Source organism: Pseudomonas retamae (assembly GCF_043496865.1).
Classification (GTDB): Bacteria; Pseudomonadota; Gammaproteobacteria; order Pseudomonadales; family Pseudomonadaceae; genus Aquipseudomonas; species Aquipseudomonas retamae.
Genome location: NZ_JBIEIL010000008.1, coordinates 284,343 through 306,169 on the forward strand (window position 1 = coordinate 284,343; position 21,827 = coordinate 306,169).

The following is a 21,827-nucleotide window of genomic DNA, read 5'->3' on the forward strand; positions in this document are numbered from 1 at the left end:
AGGGCGAAGTAAACGCCCATCTCCACACCCCAGACGGTGTGGGTTAGTTTCATTTAAAAGAAGCACCGCAGGACTATGACTGGTCCCCTGCGACCCTCTTGGTCACCCGGCGATATCGCGAATGGCGATCTCGCTCATGATGCGTTCAAGCACCTGATCGATGGAAAGCTCCGTGGAATCCAGCTGAATCGCGTCGGCCGCCGGCTTGAGCGGGGCTACTGCGCGCTGGGTGTCACGCTCATCGCGTGCACGGATCTCATCTAGCAGACTCGACAGACTAACACCCTCGACTTTGCCCTTCAACTGCAAATATCGACGGCGCGCCCGCTCCTCGGCACTGGCGGTGAGGAAAATCTTCAGCGGTGCATCGGGAAAAACCACCGTACCCATGTCGCGGCCATCGGCCACCAGACCCGGCGCTTCCTGGAATGCGCGCTGGCGCTGCAGCAGCGCCTCGCGCACGGCGGGCAGCGCAGCTACCTGCGAGGCGCCGGAACCCACACTTTCGGTGCGGATGACATCGCTGACTTCGTCGCCTTCCAGAATGATCCGTTGCAACTGACCTTCGGTCGCCGCGATGAACTGCACATCCAGATGAGCGGCGAGTTGCTTGAGCAGCTCTTCATTGGTCAGATCGACGCCATGGTTGTGCGCAGCGAATGCGAGCAAGCGATAAAGCGCACCGGAATCCAACAGGTTCCAGCCCAGACGCTTGGCCAGAATCCCGGCGACCGTGCCTTTGCCGGAGCCGCTTGGCCCATCGATGGTGATGACCGGTGCAATGTTTTTCACGACTGAGCCTCTTGTGCCACACGAATACCGACTTGCCCGCATAGCGCGAGGAAGTTGGGGAACGACGTCGCAACGTTGGCGCAATCATGGATGCGGATCGGTGCAGTGGCGCGCAACGAGGCAACGCTGAAGGCCATGGCGATGCGGTGATCGCCGTGACCGTGCACTTCACCGCCGCCGATCTGGCCACCGTCGATGATGATGCCGTCCGGGGTTGGCTGGCATTTTACGCCCAGCGCCAACAGGCCGTCAGCCATCACCTGAATGCGATCGGATTCCTTGACCCGCAGCTCTTCAGCGCCGGTCAGCACGGTGCGCCCTTCAGCGCAGGCAGCCGCCACGAACAGCACCGGGAATTCGTCGATGGCCAACGGCACCAGCTCTTCCGGAATCTCGATGCCTTTGAGTTTCGCCGCGCGCACGCGCAGGTCAGCCACAGGCTCGCCGCCGACTTCACGCTGATTTTCCAGGGTGATGTCCGCACCCATCAAACGCAGGATGTCGATGACACCCGTACGGGTCGGGTTGATGCCGACATGCTCAAGCACCAGTTCGGAACCTTCGGCAATCGACGCCGCCACCAGGAAGAACGCCGAGGAAGAAATATCGCCCGGCACTTCAATATGGGTAGCGGTCAGCTTGCCACCGGACTCAACCGACGCCGTCGCACCATCAACGCTCACCGGGTAACCGAAACCGCGCAGCATGCGCTCGGTGTGGTCACGGGTGGGCGCCGGCTCGGTCACGGTGGTTTTGCCTTCGGCATACAGGCCGGCAAGCAGCAGGCAGGATTTCACCTGCGCACTGGCCATCGGCATCGTGTAGGTCAGGCCTTTGAGCTTGTGGCCGCCGCGAATGGTCATCGGTGGACGACCTTCCGCTGCGGTCTCAATCACTGCGCCCATTTCCCGCAGCGGATTGGCCACGCGATTCATCGGACGCTTGGACAGCGACGCGTCACCCGTCAGGGTGCTGTCGAAGTTCTGCGCCGCCAGCAGGCCGGACAGCAGACGCATCGAGGTGCCGGAGTTGCCCAGATAGATCGGGCCCGGCGCAGGTTTCAAGCCGTGCAGACCGACACCGTGGATGGTCACGCGACCATGGTGCGGGCCTTCGATGACCACGCCCATGTCGCGGAACGCCTGCAAGGTTGCCAGGGCGTCTTCGCCCTCGAGGAAACCTTCGACTTCGGTGACGCCTTCGGCCAGCGAGCCGAGCATGATCGAGCGATGGGAAATCGATTTGTCACCCGGTACGCGAATCCGACCGGACAGGCGGCCACCAGGTTGAGCCAGGAAGATCAGATCGTTGGAATTCATAGCGTCCACATAGGCCCTGCGGGCCAGGATTTTACTGAAATGCTCGCGGGCAACCCGGGCGCGCGTGAAGACGCCCAACAATTGGTGCCCATCCCCTGCATCGACCGCGTCGCGCAAGGCGTCGAGGTCGCTGCGAAATGTATCGAGTGTGCGCAGGACAGCCTCGCGATTGGCGAGAAAGATGTCGTGCCACATCACCGGGTCGCTTCCGGCGATTCTTGTGAAATCGCGAAAACCACCGGCAGCGTAACGGAAGATCTCCAGATTTTCATTGCGCTTGGCCAACGAATCGACCAGGCCGAAGGCCAGCAGGTGCGGCAGATGACTGGTCGCCGCCAGCACTTCGTCGTGACGCTCGACCTGCATGTGCTCGACATCGGCGCCCAATTCGCGCCAAAGGCGATCGACCACCGCCAGCGCGGCAGGATCGGTTTGTTCAAGCGGTGTGAGGATTACTTTATGACGACGGAACAACTCGCCATTGGACGCCTCCACCCCGCTCTGCTCGGATCCGGCAATCGGATGCCCCGGCACAAAGCGCCCCGGCATGCCGCCGAACGCCTCGGTCGCCGCGCGCACCACATTGCCTTTGGCACTGCCGACATCAGTCAGAATCGCCTGACCCAGATCCATGCCCGCCAACCGTGCGAGAAGCTTTTCCATCGCCAGGATCGGCACCGCCAACTGAATCACATCGGCGCCCTGACACGCAGCGGCCAAGTCGTCTTCGCAGCGATCAACCACACCCAACTCGACCGCCAGCTTGCGCGATTGCGGGTCGAGATCGACGCCGACCACTTCGCGGCACACACCGCTTTCACGCAAGCCTTTGGCAAACGAACCACCGACCAACCCCAGACCGACCACCACAAGGCGCCCGATCATAGGTGCAGCAGATTGCAGTGCAGTGACATCAACCACGAGCCAGGACCTTGCGCAGCGCTTCGAGGAAGCGGCTGTTTTCTGCCGGCAGACCGATGGTCACCCGCAGGTGATTCGGCATGCCGTAGTTGGCCACCGGACGCACGATCACACCTTCGCGCAGCAAGCCCTGAAACACCGGGGCCGCGACCTGAGCGAGATCGACGCAGATGAAGTTGCCTTTGGATTCGATCCAGCCCAGACCCAGATCACGGAAACCGGCTTGCAACTGCTGCATGCCCGCCTCGTTGAGCTGACGGCTTTGCGCCAGATATTCCTCGTCCTTCAACGCGGCACAGGCGGCCGCCAGGGCGAGGCTGTTGACATTGAACGGCTGGCGCACACGGTTGAGCACGTCGGCTACTACCGGGGTGGACAGCGCGTAGCCGACGCGCAGCGCGGCCAGGCCGTAGGCCTTGGAGAACGTGCGCGACACCAGCAGATTCGGATAAGCCGCGAGGAAATCGAGGCCGTCCGGCAAATCGCTGCCTTCGGCATATTCGATGTAAGCCTCGTCGAGCACCACCAGCACATGTTCCGGCACGTCCTGTAGAAACTCGTCCAGCGCCTCGGCACCGAACCAGGTACCGGTCGGGTTGTTCGGGTTGGCGATGAACACCACACGGGTATTGGCGTCGATGGCCGCGAGCATGGCGGTCAGGTCGTGCCCCCATTCCTTGGCCGGCACTACTTTGGCTTGAGCGCCGACCGCCTGAGTGGCGATCGGATACACCGCAAACGCGTGCTCACTGAACACGGCATTCAGGCCCGGCGCCAGATAGGCGCGCGCGACCAGCTCAAGAATGTCGTTGGAGCCGTTGCCCAAAGTGACCTGATTCAGCTCGACGCGGCATTGCTCGGCCAGCAGGGATTTCAGCGCGAAACCGTTGCCGTCCGGGTAGCGAGTCAGCTCGGCCAGCTCTTCGCGGATCGCCGCCAGCGCCTTGGGACTGGCGCCGAGCGGATTTTCGTTGCTCGCCAGTTTGACGATTTTCGCCGGATCCAGATCCAGCTCACGCGCCAGTTCGTCCACAGGCTTGCCCGGAACGTACGGCGAAAGTTGTTGCACGCCCGGCTGTGCCAGAGCGAGGAAGTTGCCACTCATTTGCTACCGCCCTTAGAGAACTGCTTTCGGGTAGGAACCCAGCACTTTGAGTGCTACCGCTTCCTGACTGATCTTCTCCAGCACACCCTTGATCAACGGATCACGGTGATGGCCGACGAAGTCGATGAAGAACACATACGTCCATTTGCCGCTGCGTGACGGACGGGTTTCGATACGGGTCAGGTCGATCCCGTTGTCATGGAACGGCACCAGCAGCTCGTGCAGCGCGCCGGGCTTGTTGCTCATGGACACGATGATCGACGTCTTGTCGTCGCCGGTCGGCGGCACTTCCTGGTTACCGATCATCAGGAAGCGCGTGGAGTTGTCCGGGCGATCTTCGATCTTCTCGGCCAGACGCGTCAGGCCATACAGGCCTGCCGCCATGTCGCCGGCAATCGCCGCCGAATTCCATTCGCCCTTGACCCGCTTGGCCGCCTCGGCGTTGCTCGACACCGCCACGCGCTCGACATTCGGGTAATGCGCGTCCAGCCACTTGCGGCACTGGGCCAGCGACTGCGCGTGGGAATAGATGCGGCTGATGCTGTCGGTCTTGGTGTTCTCGCCGACCAACAGATGATGGTGAATGCGCAGTTCGACTTCGCCGCAGATCACCATGTCGTGTTCAAGGAAGCTGTCGAGGGTGTGGTTGACCGCGCCTTCGGTGGAATTTTCCACCGGGACCACGCCAAAATTCACCGCACCGGCCGCCACTTCACGGAACACTTCGTCGATCGCCGCCATTGGCTTGCTGATCACCGCGTGGCCGAAATGCTTCATTGCCGCCGCTTGGGTGAAGGTTCCTTCAGGGCCCAGATACGCCACTTTTAGCGGCTGCTCGAGCGCCAGGCACGAGGACATGATTTCGCGGAACAGCCGCGCCATCTCTTCGTTGCCCAGCGGCCCCTGATTGCGCTCCATCACCCGCTTGAGCACCTGAGCTTCGCGCTCGGGACGATAGAACACCGGCACTTCGCCTTCGGCCAGCGAGGCCATCTTCACGCGCGCAACTTCCTGGGCGCAACGCGCACGCTCACTGATCAGCTCCAGGACCTTGGTGTCCAGAGCGTCGATGCGCACGCGCAGTGCCTTGAGTTCTTGCTCGGACATCAGCCGTGTTCCTTCTCGAATTCCGCCATGTAGGCCACCAGCGCGTTGACTGCATTGATGTCGACGGCGTTATAGATGGAGGCGCGCATGCCGCCCACCGAGCGGTGGCCCTTGAGGTTGAGCAGACCGCGCTCGTCGGCACCGGCGAGGAACGGCTTGTCCAGACGGTCATCGGCCAGACGGAACGGCACGTTCATCCACGAGCGGTCCGACTTGTTGATCGGGTTGCTGTAGAGACCGCTGGCGTCGATGAAGTCGTACAGCGTGCGCTGCTTGACGTCGTTCAGTCTGGCGATCGCGTCAACGCCGCCCTGCTCCTTCAGCCACTGGAAGACCAGGCCGGAAAGGTACCAGGCCAGGGTCGGCGGCGTGTTGTACATCGAGCCGTTATCGGCCGCGACCTTGTAGTTGAGCATGGTCGGGCACAGCGCGCGGGCCTTGCCGAGCAGGTCTTCGCGGATGATGTTGACGACGATGCCGCTCGGGCCGATGTTCTTCTGCGCGCCGGCGTAGATCATGCCGAAACGCGAGATATCGACTGGACGCGAGAGGATGTCCGAAGACATGTCGGCCACCAGCGGCACGTCGCCGGTTTCCGGGATCCACTGGAATTCCAGGCCGCCGATGGTTTCGTTCGGCGCGTAGTGGACGTAAGCGGCGTCTTTCGACAGATTCCACTCGTTCTGGCCGGGAATGGCGAAATAGTCATAAGGCTTGGCGGTCGCAGCCACATTGACGTGACCGTAGCGCGAAGCTTCTTCGATGGCTTTCTGCGACCAGATACCGGTGTCGATATAGTCCGCCGAGCCGCCTTCAGGCAGCAGATTCAGCGGAATCTGCGCGAATTGCTGGCTGGCGCCACCTTGCAGAAACAGCACTTTGTAGTTCGACGGGATATTCAGCAGGTCGCGCAGATCCTGCTCGGCCTGGGTCGCGATGGACACGAACTCATCGCTGCGATGGCTCATTTCCATGACCGACAGACCCTTGCCATGCCAATCAAGGAGTTCACCCTGGGCGCGCTGCAGAACAGCTTCAGGCAACGCCGCAGGACCGGCGCAGAAGTTATAGGCTCGCTTGCTCACATCCAATCTCGCTCTGATCTGGTGGTCACTTAAATCTTTTGATATGCAGGTGATCGTTCCCACGCTCTGCGTGGGAACGCATCCGATGACGCTCCGCGTCATGGGACGCGGAGCGTCCCCAGCGGCATTCCCACGCAGAGCGTGGGAACGATCATCCGCAGTGTTGCAGAAATTCATACCGGACAAATAACAAGGGGGCGAATTTTCATCCGCCCCCTCGTTTGTCCGCTTATTCTTGCGGCTCTTCGTCAGCTGCGGCGTCGAGTTGCTGGTCATCTGCGGCCTCGTCAATACCGACGGTGCCCTCGAATTCCTCGCCCTCTTCACCTTCGAGCTCTTCGCCTTCGATTTCCGAAGGCTCCTGAACCCGCTCCAGACCGACCAGGGTTTCATCCTTGGCCAGCTTGATCAGCGTCACACCTTGAGTGTTACGGCCCAGGCTCGACACTTCGTCGACACGGGTACGCACCAGGGTGCCCTGATCGGAAATCAGCATGATTTCTTCACCGTCCTGCACTTGTACCGCGCCGACCAGACGGCCGTTACGCTCGTTGCTGACCATGGCGATAACGCCCTGGCCGCCACGCTTGTACTCAGGGAACTCGGTGATCGCCGTGCGCTTGCCGTAGCCGCGCTCGGAAGCGGTGAGGATCTGGCTGCCTTCTTCCGGGATCAGCATGGAAATCAGCTTCTGCCCTTCTGGCAGACGCATGCCGCGCACACCGCGAGCGGTACGGCCCATGGCGCGAACTTCGGACTCCTTGAAGCGCGTGACCTTGCCGCCGTCGGAGAACAGCATGATTTCCTGTTCGCCATCGGTAATGGCCGCAGAGATCAGGATGTCGCCTTCGTCCAGCTCCAGCGCGATCAAACCCACGCTGCGCTGACGGCTGAAGGCCACCAGCGGGGTCTTCTTCACGGTACCGTTGGCGGTCGACATGAAGATGAACGGCGCTTTCTTGCGATCGGCAGCCTTGATGCGCGCACGGCGCTCTTCGTCGGTTTCGTTGCTGTTTTCGATGTCTTCTACATCAGCCTCGACGCCTTCGGCTTCCTCTTCATCAGCCTGACGCTTCATGGCTTCGAGATCGACCGGCAGCATGGTGGTGATGTATTCGCCTTCGCTCAGCGGCAGAAGGTTGACCAGCGGACGACCACGGGCGGCGCGGGACGCTTCCGGGATCTCGTAGGTCTTGAGCCAGTACACCTTGCCCTTGCTGGAGAACAGCAGCAGCGTGGTGTGGCTGTTGGCAACCAGCAGGTGAGCGATGTAGTCCTCATCCTTGACACCGGTGGCCGACTTGCCTTTGCCGCCACGACGCTGCGCCTGATACGCCGCCAATGGCTGGGTCTTGGCATAGCCGCCGTGGGAAATGGTCACCACGCGCTCTTCTTCCGGGATCATGTCGCCCAGGGTCAGGTCGAGGCGCGCATCAAGGATTTCGGTGCGGCGCTGATCGCCGTATTCGGCGCGGATCACTTCCAGCTCTTCGCGGATCACTTCCATCAGGCGCACGGCGCTGTTGAGGATGCGGATCAGCTCGCCGATCTGATTGAGGATCTCTTGATACTCGGCCAGCAGCTTCTCGTGTTCCAGACCGGTCAACCGGTGCAGGCGCAGTTCGAGAATGGCCTGCGCCTGTTCCGGCGACAGGAAGTACTTGCCTTCGCGCAGACCGTATTGCGGATCGAGGTTTTCCGGACGGCACGAATCGGCACCGGCGCGTTCAACCATCGCTACCACAGCGGAGGATTCCCACGGCGTGCTGACCAGCGCTTCCTTGGCTTCCGACGGCGTCGGCGAAGCCTTGATCAGCGCGATCACCGGGTCGATGTTCGACAGGGCAACGGCCTGACCTTCGAGAATGTGACCACGCTCACGGGCCTTGCGCAGTTCGAACACGGTACGGCGGGTGACGACTTCGCGACGGTGACGAACGAAGGCCTCGAGCAGATCCTTGAGGTTAAGGATCCGTGGGCGGCCGTCGATCAGCGCCACGATGTTGATGCCGAATACCGATTGCAGCTGGGTCTGGGCGTAGAGGTTGTTGAGAATCACCTCTGGCACTTCGCCGCGACGCAGTTCGATCACGACGCGCATGCCGTCCTTGTCGGACTCGTCGCGCAGTTCGGTGATGCCTTCAAGCTTCTTCTCTTTGACCAGTTCGGCGATCTTCTCGATCAGACGCGCCTTGTTCAACTGGTAAGGGAGTTCAGTGATGACGATCTGCTGACGGCCACCGACCTTGTCGATGTCTTCGATGATCGAGCGGGCGCGCATGTAAATGCGCCCGCGACCGGTGCGGTAGGCTTCGATGATGCCGGCGCGACCGTTGATGATCGCTGCGGTCGGGAAGTCCGGACCGGGAATGTATTGCATCAGCTCGTCGACGGTCAGCTCGGGGTTGTCGATGAGCGCCAGGCAACCGTCGATGACTTCACCGAGGTTGTGCGGCGGGATGTTGGTCGCCATGCCTACGGCGATACCGCTGGAACCGTTGACCAGCAGGTTCGGTACGCGGGTCGGCATGACCGCCGGGATCAGTTCGGTGCCGTCGTAGTTCGGCACCCAGTCCACGGTTTCCTTGTGCAGGTCGGCCAGCAGCTCGTGCGCCAGCTTGGTCATGCGCACTTCGGTGTATCGCATGGCGGCGGCGTTGTCGCCGTCGACCGAACCGAAGTTGCCCTGGCCGTCGACCAGCAGGTAACGCAGGGAGAACGGCTGGGCCATACGAACGATGGTGTCGTACACGGCGGTGTCACCGTGCGGGTGATACTTACCGATCACGTCGCCGACGACACGGGCAGATTTCTTGTACGGCTTGTTGAAGTCGTTGCCCAGCTCGCTCATCGCGAACAGCACGCGACGGTGCACGGGCTTGAGGCCATCGCGCGCGTCCGGCAGTGCTCGGCCGACGATTACGCTCATTGCGTAGTCGAGGTAGGACTGTTTCAGCTCGTCTTCGATATTGACCGGGAGGATTTCTTTGGCCAGTTCGCCCATGAGAAGCCTGATTCCTTTTTCTGGTGAAACTTCGTCATATCCATGTGGGAGCAACGAAGCTCGTCGGGGCAGGCCGGGTGCCATGCGCCGACTTACGACAAATCAACATTCGGATCGCGGATTTGCGCAGTGAAGACAGCTCCGTGAAGCCGCCTCGGAAAACGCCGGATGTTATCACAAGAGCCGCCACGCACCTATCCCCCAGATGCGCATGGAGCATAGTTAGTTGACCGGTGACAGGCTTGAGAGGGACGAGAGAGGCTCAGAGCTTCTTTGAATGTGAAATTCGGGGCAGATTTACAGTTGTTTATTGACATTCAGGCCCCATCGCTGGCTTGCCAGCGATGGGGCCCGCTCAGACGCCACAACCCTTCAATGCAGGCGCTTGCGGCACATCAACTGGGCCATTTTCGCGGTGTCCGGGCGTTCAACGATGCCTTTTTCGGTGACGATCGCATCAATCAGGTCCGCCGGGGTGACGTCAAACACCGGGTTGAACGCCTCAACGTCCGCGCCGACGCGCTTGCCGCCGACTTCGAGCAATTCGGCGCCGGCGCGCTCTTCGATCGGGATGTCATCACCGCTGGCCAGGCTCATGTCGATGGTCGAGCTCGGCGCCACCACCATGAAGCGCACGCCGTGGTGCATGGCGTTGACCGCCAGTTGATAGGTGCCGATCTTGTTCGCCACGTCGCCATTGGCGGTGATGCGGTCGGCGCCGACGATGACCCAGGTCACGCCCTTGGTTTTCATGATGTGCGCGGCGGCGGAGTCGGCGTTGAGAGTGACCGGAATGCCTTCGTTAGCCAGTTCCCATGCGGTCAGGCGCGAACCCTGCAGCCACGGACGGGTTTCGTCGGCGTAAACGCGTTCGACCATGCCTTCAATATAAGCTGCGCGAATCACCCCCAGCGCCGTGCCGAAACCGCCGGTCGCCAGGGCGCCGGTGTTGCAGTGGGTGAGGATCGCCTGGGCATTGCCCTGATGCTTGCGGATCAGGTCGACACCCAACTGGGCCATGGTCAGATTGGCTTCGCGATCGCTCTCGTGAATGGCGACGGCTTCCGCCTCCAGCGCCACTAGCGGGTCGGCGTTGCCTTTGAGGCGATCGAGGCGATCGTGCATGCGCCCCAGCGCCCAGAACAGATTGACCGCGGTCGGACGGGAATCGGCCAACAGCGCAAAGTCCTCCTCCAGCGCCGCGTACCAGTCGCCACCCTCGGCGATCCGCGCGCGGGCGGCGAGCACAATGCCATAAGCCGCACTGATGCCGATGGCCGGTGCGCCACGCACGACCATCGAGCGGATCGCCTCGGCCACGCCGGCGGCGCTGGTGTAGGCGATCCAGGTTTCCTCGAACGGCAAAATACGCTGATCCAGCAGGTGCAGCGCGCCGTCTCGCCAATCGATGGCCTTCACTTTCTCCGCAGCCAACAGTCGATCGCGCATCCCACACCCCGCACTCATGAACAAAAGCCGCCGATTATAGCGATCCCCCCGCGAAGACGCTCGGGTATACTTCGCCATCCTTTACAAAAGCACTGGAACCGACTCCCGATGCCCAAACCTGCCATTGCGCTCGACCTTTTATTGCTGCCGACCTGGCTGGTCCCCGTCGAACCTGCTGGCGTTGTGCTCAAGGAGCACGGCCTGGGCATCCGCGACGGTTGCATCGTGTTTATCGGCCCGCGCGCCGAAGCGTTGAAGTGTAACGCCACTGAAATCCGCGAATTACCGGATGTGCTGCTCGCCCCCGGCCTGATCAATGCTCACGGTCACGCCGCGATGACGCTGTTCCGCGGCCTGGCGGACGATCTGCCGCTGATGACCTGGCTGGAAAATCACATCTGGCCGGCAGAGGCCAAATGGGTCGATGAAGATTTCGTCCGTGACGGCACCGATCTGGCCATTGCCGAGCAGATCAAGGGCGGCATCAGCTGTTTTTCCGACATGTATTTCTACCCCAAGGTCGCCAGCGAGCGTGTGCACAACAGCGGCATTCGCGCGCAGATTGCCATTCCGATCCTCGACTTTCCGATTCCCGGCGCCAGCAGTGCCGATGAAGCCATCCGTCAGGGTGTAGAGCTGTTCGGCGATCTGAAACATCACGATCGCATCAAGATTACTTTCGGCCCTCACGCACCGTACACCGTCGGCGACGAGAACCTCGAGAAAATCCGCGTGATTGCCGAGGAGCTGGACGCGGCGATCCACATGCACGTCCACGAAACTGCCTTTGAGGTGCAGCAGGCCGTCGAGCAATCCGGCGAGCGGCCACTGGCGCGTCTGGGCCGCCTCGGCCTGCTCGGGCCGCGCTTCCAGGCTGTGCACATGACCCAGATCAGCGATGACGACCTGGCGCTGCTGGTAGAAAGCAACACCAGCGTGATCCACTGCCCGGAATCGAACCTGAAACTGGCCAGCGGTTTTTGTCCGGTGGAGCGTTTGTGGCAGGCTGGGGTGAATGTCGCGGTGGGCACCGATGGCGCCGCCAGCAATAACGATCTCGACCTGCTCGGCGAAACCCGCACCGCCGCCCTGCTGGCCAAAGCCGTTGCCGGCTCGGCCACTGCGCTGGACGCCCATCGTGCGCTGCGCATGGCCACGCTCAACGGCGCGCGCGCACTGGGGATCGACGCGCAAGTCGGTTCGCTGGAGATCGGCAAAGCCGCAGACATCGTGGCTTTCGATCTGTCCGGTCTGGCGCAGCAGCCGGTGTATGACCCGGTTTCGCAGCTTATTTACGCCACCGGTCGCGACTGCGTGAAACACCTGTGGGTCGCCGGCAAACAACTGCTCGACGACCGGCGCCTGACGCGCATGGATGAGCAGCAACTGGGCGCGACTGCGCGCCACTGGGGCCAGCGCATCAGCGGCCACACCGAATCGTAAACACCGTGGAGCAGACTCCGCGGCTACAGCCTTTTTGCAGTTTTTCGAGGAACTGAACATGAGCAACGTCGACCACGCCGAAATCGCCAAATTCGAGGCCCTGGCCCATCGCTGGTGGGACCGTGAAAGCGAATTCAAACCGCTGCACGACATCAACCCGCTGCGCGTCAACTGGATCGACGAGCGGGTCAATCTGGCTGGCAAGAAAGTCCTCGACGTCGGTTGCGGCGGCGGCATCCTCAGTGAAGCCATGGCCCAGCGCGGCGCGACCGTGATGGGCATCGACATGGGCGAAGCGCCGCTGGCGGTCGCACAACTGCATCAGCTCGAATCCGGCGTCAGCGTCGAATACCGGCGGATCACCGCCGAAGCCCTGGCTGAAGAAATGCCCGAGCAGTTCGACGTGGTCACCTGCCTGGAAATGCTCGAGCACGTGCCGGATCCATCCTCGGTGATCCGCGCCTGCTTCCGCATGGTCAAGCCCGGCGGCCAGGTGTTCTTCTCGACCATCAACCGCAATCCGAAGGCGTACCTGTTCGCCATCATCGGCGCCGAATACATCATGAAGCTGCTGCCGCGCGGCACCCACGACTTCAAGAAATTCATCCGCCCCTCCGAACTCGGCGCGTGGAGCCGCATGGCCGGCCTGACCGTCAAGGACATCATTGGCCTGACGTACAACCCGCTGACCAAGCACTACAAGCTGTCCAACGATGTTGACGTCAACTACATGATCCAGACCCTGCGCGAGGAATAAGCATGGCTATCAGAGCGGTTCTCTTTGACATGGACGGCACCCTGCTCGACACGGCGCCGGACTTCATCGCCATCTGCCAGGCCATGCGCGCCGATCGCGGCTTGCCGCCGATCAACGACAAGCACATCCGCGACGAGATTTCCGGTGGCGCCAAAGCCATGGTCGCGGTGACCTTTTCAATGGATCCCGAATCACCGGGCTTCGAAGAACTGCGCCAGGAGTTTCTCGAGCGCTATCTGGTCGGCTGCGCGGTACACAGCAAGCTGTTCGACGGCATGGCCGAGCTGCTGGCTGACATCGAAAAAGCCAACCTGATCTGGGGCGTGGTCACTAACAAGCCGGTGCGCTTCGCCGAGCCGATCATGCAGCGACTGGGGCTGGCCGAGCGCTCGGCGCTGCTGATCTGCCCGGATCACGTGAAAAACAGCAAGCCCGATCCGGAGCCGCTGACCCTCGCATGCAGCATGCTTGATCTGGATCCGTCGACGGTCCTGTTTATCGGCGATGATCTGCGCGACATCGAATCCGGCCGCGCCGCCGGGACCAAGACCTGCGCGGTGACCTACGGCTACATCCACCCGGACGATCACCCGCGCCATTGGGGTGCAGACGTGGTAGTCGATCATCCGCTGGAGTTGCGCAAGGTGCTCGATAACGCGTTGTGCAGCTGCTGAAACTGCCGCGAAACGGCACAGGCTGGATTCCCGTGCGGAGCGCGGGACGCTCTGACTCTTGAAGAGGTTGTTTATGTTCGATTACACCGCTCGCCCCGAATTGCTCAAGGATCGGATCATTCTGGTCACCGGGGCCGGTCGCGGCATCGGCGCAGCGGCGGCGAAAACCTACGCCGCCCACGGCGCCACGGTGCTGCTGCTGGGCAAGACCGAAGCCAATCTGACCGAGGTCTACGACGCGATCGAAGCGGCGGGCCACCCGCAACCGGCGGTGATCCCGTTCAACCTCGAAACCGCCCTGCCCCATCAATACGATGAGCTGGCGGCAATGATCGAAACCGAATTCGGCCACCTTGACGGTCTGCTGCACAACGCCTCGATCATCGGCCCGCGCACGCCGATCGAACAATTGTCCGGCGAAAATTTCATGCGGGTGATGCAGGTCAACGTCAACGCCATGTTCATGCTGACCAGCACCCTGCTGCCGCTGCTCAAACTGTCGCAGGACGCCTCGGTGGTGTTCACCTCCAGCAGCGTCGGCCGCAAGGGGCGCGCCTACTGGGGCGCTTATGGTGTGTCGAAGTTTGCCACCGAAGGCCTGATGCAGACGCTGGCCGATGAGGTCGACGGTGTCGCGCCCGTCCGCTCCAACAGCATCAACCCGGGCGGCACGCGCACGAGTATGCGCGCGCAGGCCTATCCAGGGGAAAATCCGCTGAACAACCCGACGCCGGAAGAGATCATGCCGGTGTACCTGTACCTGATGGGCCCGGACAGTGCCGGCATCAACGGTCAGGCGTTCAACGCGCAATAACCGCCATACGTCGCTTTTGTTGCCGCGGCAGATTGCTGTCGCGGCAGACCTTCGCCGCCTGCAACCGTCACAATAGAGCCAATTTCCCGGCAGCGACCCGTTAGGCTTTTATTCAACCTGTTGATTTGAATCGGTTTAAATTAAAGCGAACCGATTGGCATGAGTTTCGCTCTAACCTTCCTCAAAGCATGCCGTGTGAAGGCAATGGGGCGAGACCGATTTCGATAGCTGACTTATCGTCATTCGGCAGACTAGACTTACGCCAGATGTCCTACGGGACTGATGGACCAGTATGACGCGCAGCCCATAGCCGCTCTCACCCAGCCTGTAAGACAGACTTACTGCTTAGGGGCTCACGCCATATGAAATCACCTTCCCAGACCAATGCGATTGATTTTGACAGTGCCAAATTGCAGCGCCTGGGCTTTGGTCAGGTGCCTCCCCTGCTGGAGCGTCCGGCAAGCCTCGCGCAATTGCGCCAGCAACTGAGCCTGCAACTGCAGACCAGCCTCGAACCGCAACGCATCCTCGGTCTGTTTTTCCGTGAAGTTCAGCGCCTCGTGCCGCTGGACGCCTTGGTTTATGCGCATCAGGGCAGCGATCTGCGCCTGGAGTTCGGCAGCCGCGGCCATCACTCGATCAGCTACAGCCTGAGCCACGAAGGCGAGCACTTGGGCGAAGTGGTGTTCCGCCGCAACCAGCGATTCAACGAGCTGGAACAAGGCCAACTGGAGTCGCTGCTGTCGTCGCTGCTGTATCCGATGCGCAACGCCTTGCTCTATCGCGAGGCGACGCAAAGCGCACTGCGCGATCCGCTGACCGGCGCCGGCAACCGCATCGCCATGGAGCAGACCTTGCAACGCGAGATCGACATGGCGCGGCGTCATCAACAACCGCTGTCGCTGCTGATGATCGACATCGACCACTTCAAGCGCGTCAATGACAGCCATGGCCACAGCGCCGGCGATAACGTGCTCAAAGCGATCGCAGCGACCCTGAAGGCGCAGTTGCGCAATGTCGATATGGTGTTTCGTTATGGCGGGGAAGAGTTTCTGATCCTGCTGTCCAACACCAGCCGCGAGGCCGCGGCAATGGTCGGCGAACGGCTGCGCTGTGCGGCGCAGACTGCCGAGTATTACGCTGATGGCCAGTTGATCGAGCTGACGGTAAGCCTTGGTTGTTCGACATTGCTGCCCGGCGAATCGGCCGACAGCCTGCTGCGCCGCGCTGACAGCGCGCTGTATGTGGCCAAGCGTGAAGGGCGTAACCGCCTGGCGATGGCCGGCTGAGTGTTTCAGATAACGCAAAACAATGTGGGAGCGAGCCTGCTCGCGAAAGCGGTCCATCAATCAACTCAAGGTTGAATGTCAGATCGCCTTCGCGAGCAGGCTCGCTCCCACAGGGGTTTTGCGTCAGTTCTCGACTACCGCCCTGCGCTCGCGGTTGTGCGCTACGCGCTCCGACGTCTCCAGCTGCATGCACCGCTCAAGAAACAGGTACATATAGTCATAACTCTTGCAGATCGCCTGGCGCAGTTCGGCTTGCAAGGCCTTGCTCGGGTTCATGCCGGCCAGCGTGCAGATGATTTCCAGTGCTTCCCAGGGATGCGCATCGTCGTACTGCGCATGCATCTTCAGCCACTTCATCGCGCGCTTGCGGTCCTCTTCCGGGAACGCGGCAGCGTATACGCCGGTAGAGCAGACCACCGCCGACCACTCCCCGGTCGCGCCTTCGATGGCGTAGTTGGTTGCGGCAATGGCGACGATCAGCGAATCGGCTGAACTGGTGTGCCAGCACCAATGACTCAGGGCATGCAATTCCGGCGGCACCTGCTGGGCCTGGAGGTCTTCCAGGCTGACGCCATGGGCTCGGCTCCAATGCACCCAGTAATCGGCATGATTGAGTTCGACGCGGATGTTGCGCATCAGCCAGCGTCGCGCCATGTCCTCGCCAGGATGGCGAGCGAATTTAGTCTTGGTGAGGTTCTGCGCCATGTACAACGCAAACTGCTCAACCACCGGCCAGCCCCCGATGAGGTACTGACGCATGGTTCTGGCGCTGAGCTTGTTATCACGCATGCGCAGGTAAAGTTCATGTTCGACAACCCGGCGCTTGCTCTCGCTGCAATCCTGAATCAGCTGTTGTGCCCAGCCAGGATAACTTGCAGCTTCCATGAGGGGTCCGGTTCGGTTGAATGTGTCGATCACTGTTCGGCTCCTTTTGAGTTGTGATTGTACGGATCGGCAGAAGACTTCAACGGAACGTGCCAGGCGCTTTGAATAACAGCGGCTGCGGTCTGGCGGGTCTACTTAGCAAACTGTCACAGGTAAACAACTGCGGGCGTTCGATGACATAACCCTGAGCGTAATCGACGCCGATTTCAAGCAATGCCTGCTCGATCTGGGTTGTTTCTACAAACTCGGCAATCGTCTGCTTGCCCATGACATGTCCAATATGATTGATCACTTCGACCATCGCCCGGTTAATTGGGTCGTCCAGCATGTCCTTAACGAAACTTCCGTCGATCTTCAGGAAGTCTACAGGCAAATGTTTCAAATAAGCGAACGAAGACATTCCGGCACAAAAGTCATCCAGCGAAAAGTAGCAACCTAAGCCTTTGAGTTCATTAATAAATCGAATAGCACTGCCTAAATTCGCAATGGCACTGGTTTCGGTAATTTCAAAACAAATCATTTCAGGCGGTATGTTGTAGTTAACAAACTGTTCGCGCAGAAAGTGCAAAAACGCGTCATCTCCTATAGTAATGCCTGACAGATTAATCGCACACATTGCTAACGGACCTTGATGTTCCTGAGTAATACATTGGGCAATAACTTTAAATACGTTCTGAACTACCCAACGGTCTAGTTGAGTCATCAAACCATAACGCTCGGCGGCCGGAATGAAACTGTCAGGCAAGATCATTCGCCCGGACTCATCGTGCAGCCGCAACAGAATTTCAATGTGCCCAGCCTCGCCGGCAATTGGCTTGAGCGGAGCGATTTCCTGGGCATACAGACAGAAGCGGTTTTCCTCCAGTGCCATGTGCAAACGTTGCACCCAGGCCATCTCGCCGAAGCGCAGCGACAATTCGGAATCGTCGGCGTGATAGACCTGCACGCGATTGCGGCCTTTTTCCTTGGCCATGTAGCAGGCCATATCGGCAGCGCGCAGCGAGGCTTCGAGGGTGGTCGGAGTCTGCGCCACATGCACCAGGCCGATGCTCACCGTGGTCAGAAATGGCCGGCCCTTCCAGACGAAATGCAGGTTCTGCACGGTCTGACGCAGCGCCTCGGCGATCTTCTCCGCCGCTTCCGGCGCGCAGTTTTCCAACAGAATGCCGAACTCGTCGCCGCCCAGCCGCGCCAGCGTATCGCCCTCGCGCAGCCCCGATTGCAGCAGCGTGCAAATATGCCGCAACAGCTCATCGCCGGCGGCGTGACCGCAGGTGTCGTTAACCAGTTTGAATTGATCAAGGTCGAGGAACATCAACGCATGCCGCCCGGCCTGGCGCGTCAGGTTGTGCAGCGCCTGTTCGAGGCGATATTCGAATTCACGGCGGTTGGCCAGACCGGTCAGCGCATCGTGAGTCGCCTGCCACGACAGATTGGCGATGTACTGGCGTTCCTGCGTCATGTCGTGCAGCACCAGCACCGTGCCACTGACCTTGCCAGCATTGCGGATCGGCGCGCCGACCAGGGTAACCGACAAGGTGCTGCCGTCCAGGCGCTGAATCAGTTTGGAGTGCTCGCTGCCACCACTGAGCTTGCCGCTGAGGATGTGCTCGATCAGCGTCAACCCCTCAGCCTGGGCGTTGTCATCGAGCAGATTGAACAGCGCCGACAGTGGCAGGCCCGCCGCCTGCTCGGCCTTCCAGTGGGTCATGGCTTCGGCGGCCGGGTTCATGTAATCGATGGCGCCACTGACGTCGGTGGTGATGACCCCATCGCCGATCGAATGCAGGGTGACGTGTGCGCGGTCCTTCTCCAGTTGCAGCGCTTCGGCGAAGGCGTGGCGTTGCTTGAGCAGTTTGTGCGTACGCCATAGGGCCAGCACGATCAGCCCCAGCGCCGTGGCCAGGTTAGTGAACAGCAACAGACGCATGATCACCCGCGAGCCTTCGCCCAAGGCATCGCTGAAAGCCCTGGCAGCCGGGGTCACAGCATCGTTGATATTGAAGATCCGCGTCTTCCAGTGCTGGATATCGGTATCGCTCGCCGAGTTCTGCGAAATGCCGCGATGCATTTCCTGGGCGACGTCATCGAGTTGATCCAGATACGCATCACCAATTGTCCAGCGATCGATGGCGGTTTCCAGATAACTGAAATGGCGAAAATTGAGGTACAGCCAGATCAGGCTGGAAACGTCATCGGGGTGGTTGCCACCCTTGAGAATGCCTTCGCGCGCCGCAGCCAGATCGGGCGGTCGGCGGTCCAGCGCCAGACGCAGCTGATGCCCGCCCTGCGGCACGCCAATCGCCTCGCGATACTTGAGGAAGATCGCCTCGTCGCGGCTGTCGGCATACAGATTGAGGTAATAGATGGCGTCTTTCTGGCCCTTGGACCAGAGACTTTCGCCGGCAACGTAGCCGCGTACGGCCGAGAGCACATACAGACTCACGCCACCCAACAACGCTTGAAACAACACAACGGCAATAAATGGCCAGACGATGCCCAACAACCGTGGCGTTCCGAGAGTCCGCTTTTGCTTCATGAGATCCCTTGCGCAAGCACTGCCAGATGAACACCGGAAAATCCCGCTCCTGACAGCTCAGCCTAGGCTAATTTTCGCCTTGTCAAAGGGGCAGCTCTGCCGTCCTCTACGTCGATCGCGCAAGTGGCCGGTCCGAAGCAGCGTCTGGCGTGGTTTTACTCGATGCAATTCAAGCACTAAGCACAGAAACCGCGCTGAATTTCAAGACCGCTGGATCTGCTGCAGATGACCGTAGAGCTTGGCATACAGGCCGCCGTCGGCGATCAGTTGCTGATGATCACCGTCTTCAGCGATCTGACCGCCGTCGAACACCAACACGCGATCAGCTTGCTTCACCGCCGACAAGCGGTGGGCGATGATCAGTGTGGTGCGGCCATTGAGGAAGCGCGCCATGGCCTGATGCAGGTTGTATTCGGTAGCGGCGTCGAGGGCCGAAGTGGCTTCGTCGAGGATCACCACTTTCGGCTCGGCGAGGATCATTCGTGCAATCGCCAGACGCTGGCGCTGACCGCCGGACAGACGCACACCGGAGCGCCCGACGATGCTGTCGAGGCCGTTGGGCAAGGCGCGCACAGTGGCTTCGAGCTGGGCGATTTGCAGCGCCTGCCAACAGGCTTCATCGCTGCGCGTGCGGCCCATGGTGAGGTTGGCGCGTACTGTGTCGTTGAACAGCGCCGGATGCTGCAAAACCACCGCAACGTTTTCCCGCACGGTTTCCAGGCCGATCTCCTGCTGGGTCGAGCCGCCGAAACGGATGGTCCCGGCCAGCGGCGTGTACAGACCAAGGAGCAGTTGCACCAGGGTACTTTTGCCGCCACCGCTGGCGCCGACGATGGCCACTTTTTCGCCCGGCGCAATCGACAGGTTCATCTGATCCAGCACCAGCTCATCGCCATAGCCGAAACTCAGGCCTTGCACCTGGATGCCGACGGTGTCGCGGCCCTTGAACGGATCGATACCGCCCGGGTATTGCGGCTCGTCGGCACGCGCCAGCAGTTCGTTGATCCGCGCCAGCGCACCGCCCGCCGCGTAATAGGCGTATTGCAGATTGAGCAGTTGTTCGACCGGACCGATCATGAACCACAGATAACTGAACACCGCGAGCATCTGCCCGATCGACAGATCGGAAAACAGCACGGTGAGCATTGCCGCCGCGCGGAAAATATCGATGCCGAACTGGAACAGCAAACCACTGGCGCGGTTGGAGGCGTCGGTCTTCCACTGCGAATTGACCGCGTAATTGCGCACTTCCTGCGCGCGCAGGCCGAGGCGCCCGAGGAAAAAGCCCTGACGGTTGCCGGCGCGCACTTCCTGAATCGCGTCGAGGGTTTCGCTTAGCGCCTGGGTGAAGCGCGCGGTGCTGTCGTTCTCGAGTTTCTTCAGGTGTTTGACGCGTTTGCCCAACTGCACCGTGGCGTAGATCACCAGCGGGTTGAACAGCAGAATCAGCAGCGCCAGTTTCCAGTGCATCCACATCAGAATGCTGGCGGTGCCGACCAGCGTGAGCATCGCCACCAGAAAGCGGCTGAGGGTTTCGCCGACAAATTTATCGAGGGTGTCCAGATCGGTGACCAGATGCGTGGTCACCGTACCGCTGCCCAGACTTTCGTATTCGCCGAGGGAGATGCGTTTCAGCCGTTCGATCAGGCGCACACGGATGCGGTAGACGATGTCCTTGGCCAGGCGCGCAAACAGCCGCGACTGCAACACGCCAAAGCACAGCGCACTGCAACGCAAGGTCAACGTCACCACCAGCATCAGGCCGATATAGCCCGCCGCTTGCTGCCACATGCTCGGCAGAAAATGGTTCATGACTTTCAGCGCCGCATCGCCATGACCGAGCAATACTTCGTCGACCAGCAACGGCAGCAACAGCGGAATCGGCACGCTGCACAAGGTCGCCAGCACGGCCACGCCGTTGGCGATCCACAGGGATTTTTTGTGCGTAAGTGCCAGGCGCCGGACTTCTGCCCAGCTCAGCCGGTCGGCACGCTTGCCGTCTGCGGTGTCATCGCCCAGGTCAGGCACAGGCGGCGCGCTCCAGCCAGCGGCCGAGCAACGGCGCCAGCTCGCTGAGCGGTTGATAGCCGTTGGTCAGCAATGCCAGTTGGCCGTTGCGCTCGGCGAGCAGGGTCGGGAACCCGGCAATCCCCAGATCCTGCACCCAGGTAAAATCGGCCTGAGTGGCTTTGTATTGATCGGCATGGTCGAACAACGCGGCGAACTCGATGCGCGGCACACCCGCCCGCTCGGCGAGTTCCACCAGCACGCTGGCCTGGGTGACGTCGCGACCTTCAGCGTAAAACGCCTGCTGGATCAGGCCGACCAGTGTCCAGGCGCAATCCGGCGCCAAGCTGCGCGCCGTAACGATGGCGCGGCAGGCCGGTTCAGTGTCGTAGACAAAACCGTCCGGCAACGCCCCTTCGAGCTTGAATGGCTGGCCGGTGGCCTCGGTGACTGCCTGCCAATGCTCAAGGATGTAGCGCCGCGTGGTCGGTTCCAGCGCCGCGCCGCTGCCGGTGCGCAAGCCGCCGACCACCAGATGCAGCTCGACCCCGGCTGCCTGCGCCTGCTCGACCAAGGCCTTGGCCACCGGAGCGAAACCCCAGCACCACGAACACATCGGATCCATCACATAGAGCAG

The 21,827-nt window shown here is 61.0% G+C and carries 16 protein-coding genes; 5 read left to right on the forward strand and 11 right to left on the reverse strand.

Features of this window, described 5'->3' with window-relative positions:
* Positions 1-102 precede the first annotated feature (102 nt).
* From cmk to mtnA, 7 genes are all read right to left on the reverse strand, one after another.
* Positions 103-792, reverse strand: coding sequence for a (d)CMP kinase (gene cmk, locus ACGSLL_RS17825; protein WP_203418935.1), 690 nt, complete (start codon positions 790-792; stop codon positions 103-105).
* Entirely contained in the window at positions 789-2,996 is a 2,208-nt protein-coding gene (locus ACGSLL_RS17830) for a bifunctional prephenate dehydrogenase/3-phosphoshikimate 1-carboxyvinyltransferase (protein WP_394507355.1), read from the reverse strand. The genes cmk and ACGSLL_RS17830 overlap by 4 nt, the downstream gene beginning before the upstream one ends.
* Before the next feature lie 28 nt (positions 2,997-3,024).
* Entirely contained in the window at positions 3,025-4,137 is a 1,113-nt protein-coding gene (hisC, locus tag ACGSLL_RS17835) for a histidinol-phosphate transaminase (protein ID WP_394507356.1), read from the reverse strand.
* A gap of 12 nt (positions 4,138-4,149) precedes the next feature.
* On the reverse strand, positions 4,150-5,244 hold the full coding sequence (gene pheA / locus ACGSLL_RS17840) for a prephenate dehydratase (RefSeq protein WP_016770924.1): 1,095 nt from the start codon (positions 5,242-5,244) through the stop codon (positions 4,150-4,152).
* Positions 5,244-6,329 (reverse strand): 3-phosphoserine/phosphohydroxythreonine transaminase, encoded by a 1,086-nt coding sequence (serC, locus tag ACGSLL_RS17845; protein WP_394507357.1) that lies wholly within the window; start codon positions 6,327-6,329, stop codon positions 5,244-5,246. The genes pheA and serC overlap by 1 nt, the downstream gene beginning before the upstream one ends.
* A gap of 229 nt (positions 6,330-6,558) precedes the next feature.
* The gene (gyrA, locus tag ACGSLL_RS17850; protein WP_394507358.1) at positions 6,559-9,333 is read right to left on the reverse strand and encodes a DNA gyrase subunit A; all 2,775 of its coding nucleotides are present in this window, start codon (positions 9,331-9,333) and stop codon (positions 6,559-6,561) included.
* A gap of 372 nt (positions 9,334-9,705) precedes the next feature.
* Positions 9,706-10,782: an S-methyl-5-thioribose-1-phosphate isomerase gene (mtnA, locus tag ACGSLL_RS17855; protein WP_394507359.1), complete on the reverse strand. Its 1,077-nt coding sequence runs from the start codon at positions 10,780-10,782 to the stop codon at positions 9,706-9,708.
* 108 nt (positions 10,783-10,890) lie between these two features.
* Here mtnA and ACGSLL_RS17860 point away from each other — a divergent pair, with 108 nt between their 5' ends.
* From ACGSLL_RS17860 to ACGSLL_RS17880, 5 genes are all read left to right on the forward strand, one after another.
* Entirely contained in the window at positions 10,891-12,225 is a 1,335-nt protein-coding gene (locus ACGSLL_RS17860; RefSeq protein WP_394507360.1) for a TRZ/ATZ family hydrolase, read from the forward strand.
* 58 nt (positions 12,226-12,283) lie between these two features.
* The gene (gene ubiG / locus ACGSLL_RS17865) at positions 12,284-12,982 is read left to right on the forward strand and encodes a bifunctional 2-polyprenyl-6-hydroxyphenol methylase/3-demethylubiquinol 3-O-methyltransferase UbiG (RefSeq protein WP_394507361.1); all 699 of its coding nucleotides are present in this window, start codon (positions 12,284-12,286) and stop codon (positions 12,980-12,982) included.
* 2 nt (positions 12,983-12,984) lie between these two features.
* Entirely contained in the window at positions 12,985-13,656 is a 672-nt protein-coding gene (gene mupP, locus ACGSLL_RS17870; RefSeq protein ID WP_394507362.1) for an N-acetylmuramic acid 6-phosphate phosphatase MupP, read from the forward strand.
* Positions 13,657-13,729: 73 nt separating this feature from the next.
* On the forward strand, positions 13,730-14,470 hold the full coding sequence (locus ACGSLL_RS17875) for a YciK family oxidoreductase (RefSeq protein ID WP_394507363.1): 741 nt from the start codon (positions 13,730-13,732) through the stop codon (positions 14,468-14,470).
* Positions 14,471-14,832: 362 nt separating this feature from the next.
* The gene (locus ACGSLL_RS17880) at positions 14,833-15,759 is read left to right on the forward strand and encodes a GGDEF domain-containing protein (RefSeq protein WP_394507364.1); all 927 of its coding nucleotides are present in this window, start codon (positions 14,833-14,835) and stop codon (positions 15,757-15,759) included.
* A gap of 123 nt (positions 15,760-15,882) precedes the next feature.
* On the opposite strand, the gene ACGSLL_RS17885 is transcribed toward ACGSLL_RS17880, so the two are convergent.
* The 4 genes from ACGSLL_RS17885 to ACGSLL_RS17900 all read right to left on the reverse strand — a co-directional run bounded on the left by ACGSLL_RS17885 (position 15,883) and on the right by ACGSLL_RS17900 (position 21,806).
* The gene (locus ACGSLL_RS17885) at positions 15,883-16,644 is read right to left on the reverse strand and encodes a TenA family transcriptional regulator (RefSeq protein WP_394507365.1); all 762 of its coding nucleotides are present in this window, start codon (positions 16,642-16,644) and stop codon (positions 15,883-15,885) included.
* Between the two features lie 79 nt (positions 16,645-16,723).
* The gene (locus tag ACGSLL_RS17890) at positions 16,724-19,183 is read right to left on the reverse strand and encodes an EAL domain-containing protein (protein ID WP_394507366.1); all 2,460 of its coding nucleotides are present in this window, start codon (positions 19,181-19,183) and stop codon (positions 16,724-16,726) included.
* Positions 19,184-19,384: 201 nt separating this feature from the next.
* Positions 19,385-21,211 (reverse strand): ABC transporter ATP-binding protein, encoded by a 1,827-nt coding sequence (locus ACGSLL_RS17895; RefSeq protein ID WP_394507367.1) that lies wholly within the window; start codon positions 21,209-21,211, stop codon positions 19,385-19,387.
* Positions 21,204-21,806: a DsbA family protein gene (locus tag ACGSLL_RS17900; protein WP_394507386.1), complete on the reverse strand. Its 603-nt coding sequence runs from the start codon at positions 21,804-21,806 to the stop codon at positions 21,204-21,206. The genes ACGSLL_RS17895 and ACGSLL_RS17900 overlap by 8 nt, the downstream gene beginning before the upstream one ends.
* Between the last annotated feature and the right edge of the window lie 21 nt (positions 21,807-21,827).

Coding starts and splice junctions, on each gene's coding strand:
- ACGSLL_RS17830 (WP_394507355.1), bottom strand. CDS start 2,996: ATGATCGGGCGCCTTGTGGTGGTCGGTCTGGGGTTGGTCGGTGGTTCG.
- hisC (WP_394507356.1), bottom strand. CDS start 4,137: ATGAGTGGCAACTTCCTCGCTCTGGCACAGCCGGGCGTGCAACAACTT.
- pheA (WP_016770924.1), bottom strand. CDS start 5,244: ATGTCCGAGCAAGAACTCAAGGCACTGCGCGTGCGCATCGACGCTCTG.
- gyrA (WP_394507358.1), bottom strand. CDS start 9,333: ATGGGCGAACTGGCCAAAGAAATCCTCCCGGTCAATATCGAAGACGAG.
- mtnA (WP_394507359.1), bottom strand. CDS start 10,782: ATGCGCGATCGACTGTTGGCTGCGGAGAAAGTGAAGGCCATCGATTGG.
- ACGSLL_RS17860 (WP_394507360.1), top strand. CDS start 10,891: ATGCCCAAACCTGCCATTGCGCTCGACCTTTTATTGCTGCCGACCTGG.
- ubiG (WP_394507361.1), top strand. CDS start 12,284: ATGAGCAACGTCGACCACGCCGAAATCGCCAAATTCGAGGCCCTGGCC.
- mupP (WP_394507362.1), top strand. CDS start 12,985: ATGGCTATCAGAGCGGTTCTCTTTGACATGGACGGCACCCTGCTCGAC.
- ACGSLL_RS17875 (WP_394507363.1), top strand. CDS start 13,730: ATGTTCGATTACACCGCTCGCCCCGAATTGCTCAAGGATCGGATCATT.
- ACGSLL_RS17880 (WP_394507364.1), top strand. CDS start 14,833: ATGAAATCACCTTCCCAGACCAATGCGATTGATTTTGACAGTGCCAAA.
- ACGSLL_RS17885 (WP_394507365.1), bottom strand. CDS start 16,644: ATGGAAGCTGCAAGTTATCCTGGCTGGGCACAACAGCTGATTCAGGAT.
- ACGSLL_RS17890 (WP_394507366.1), bottom strand. CDS start 19,183: ATGAAGCAAAAGCGGACTCTCGGAACGCCACGGTTGTTGGGCATCGTC.
- ACGSLL_RS17900 (WP_394507386.1), bottom strand. CDS start 21,806: ATGTGTTCGTGGTGCTGGGGTTTCGCTCCGGTGGCCAAGGCCTTGGTC.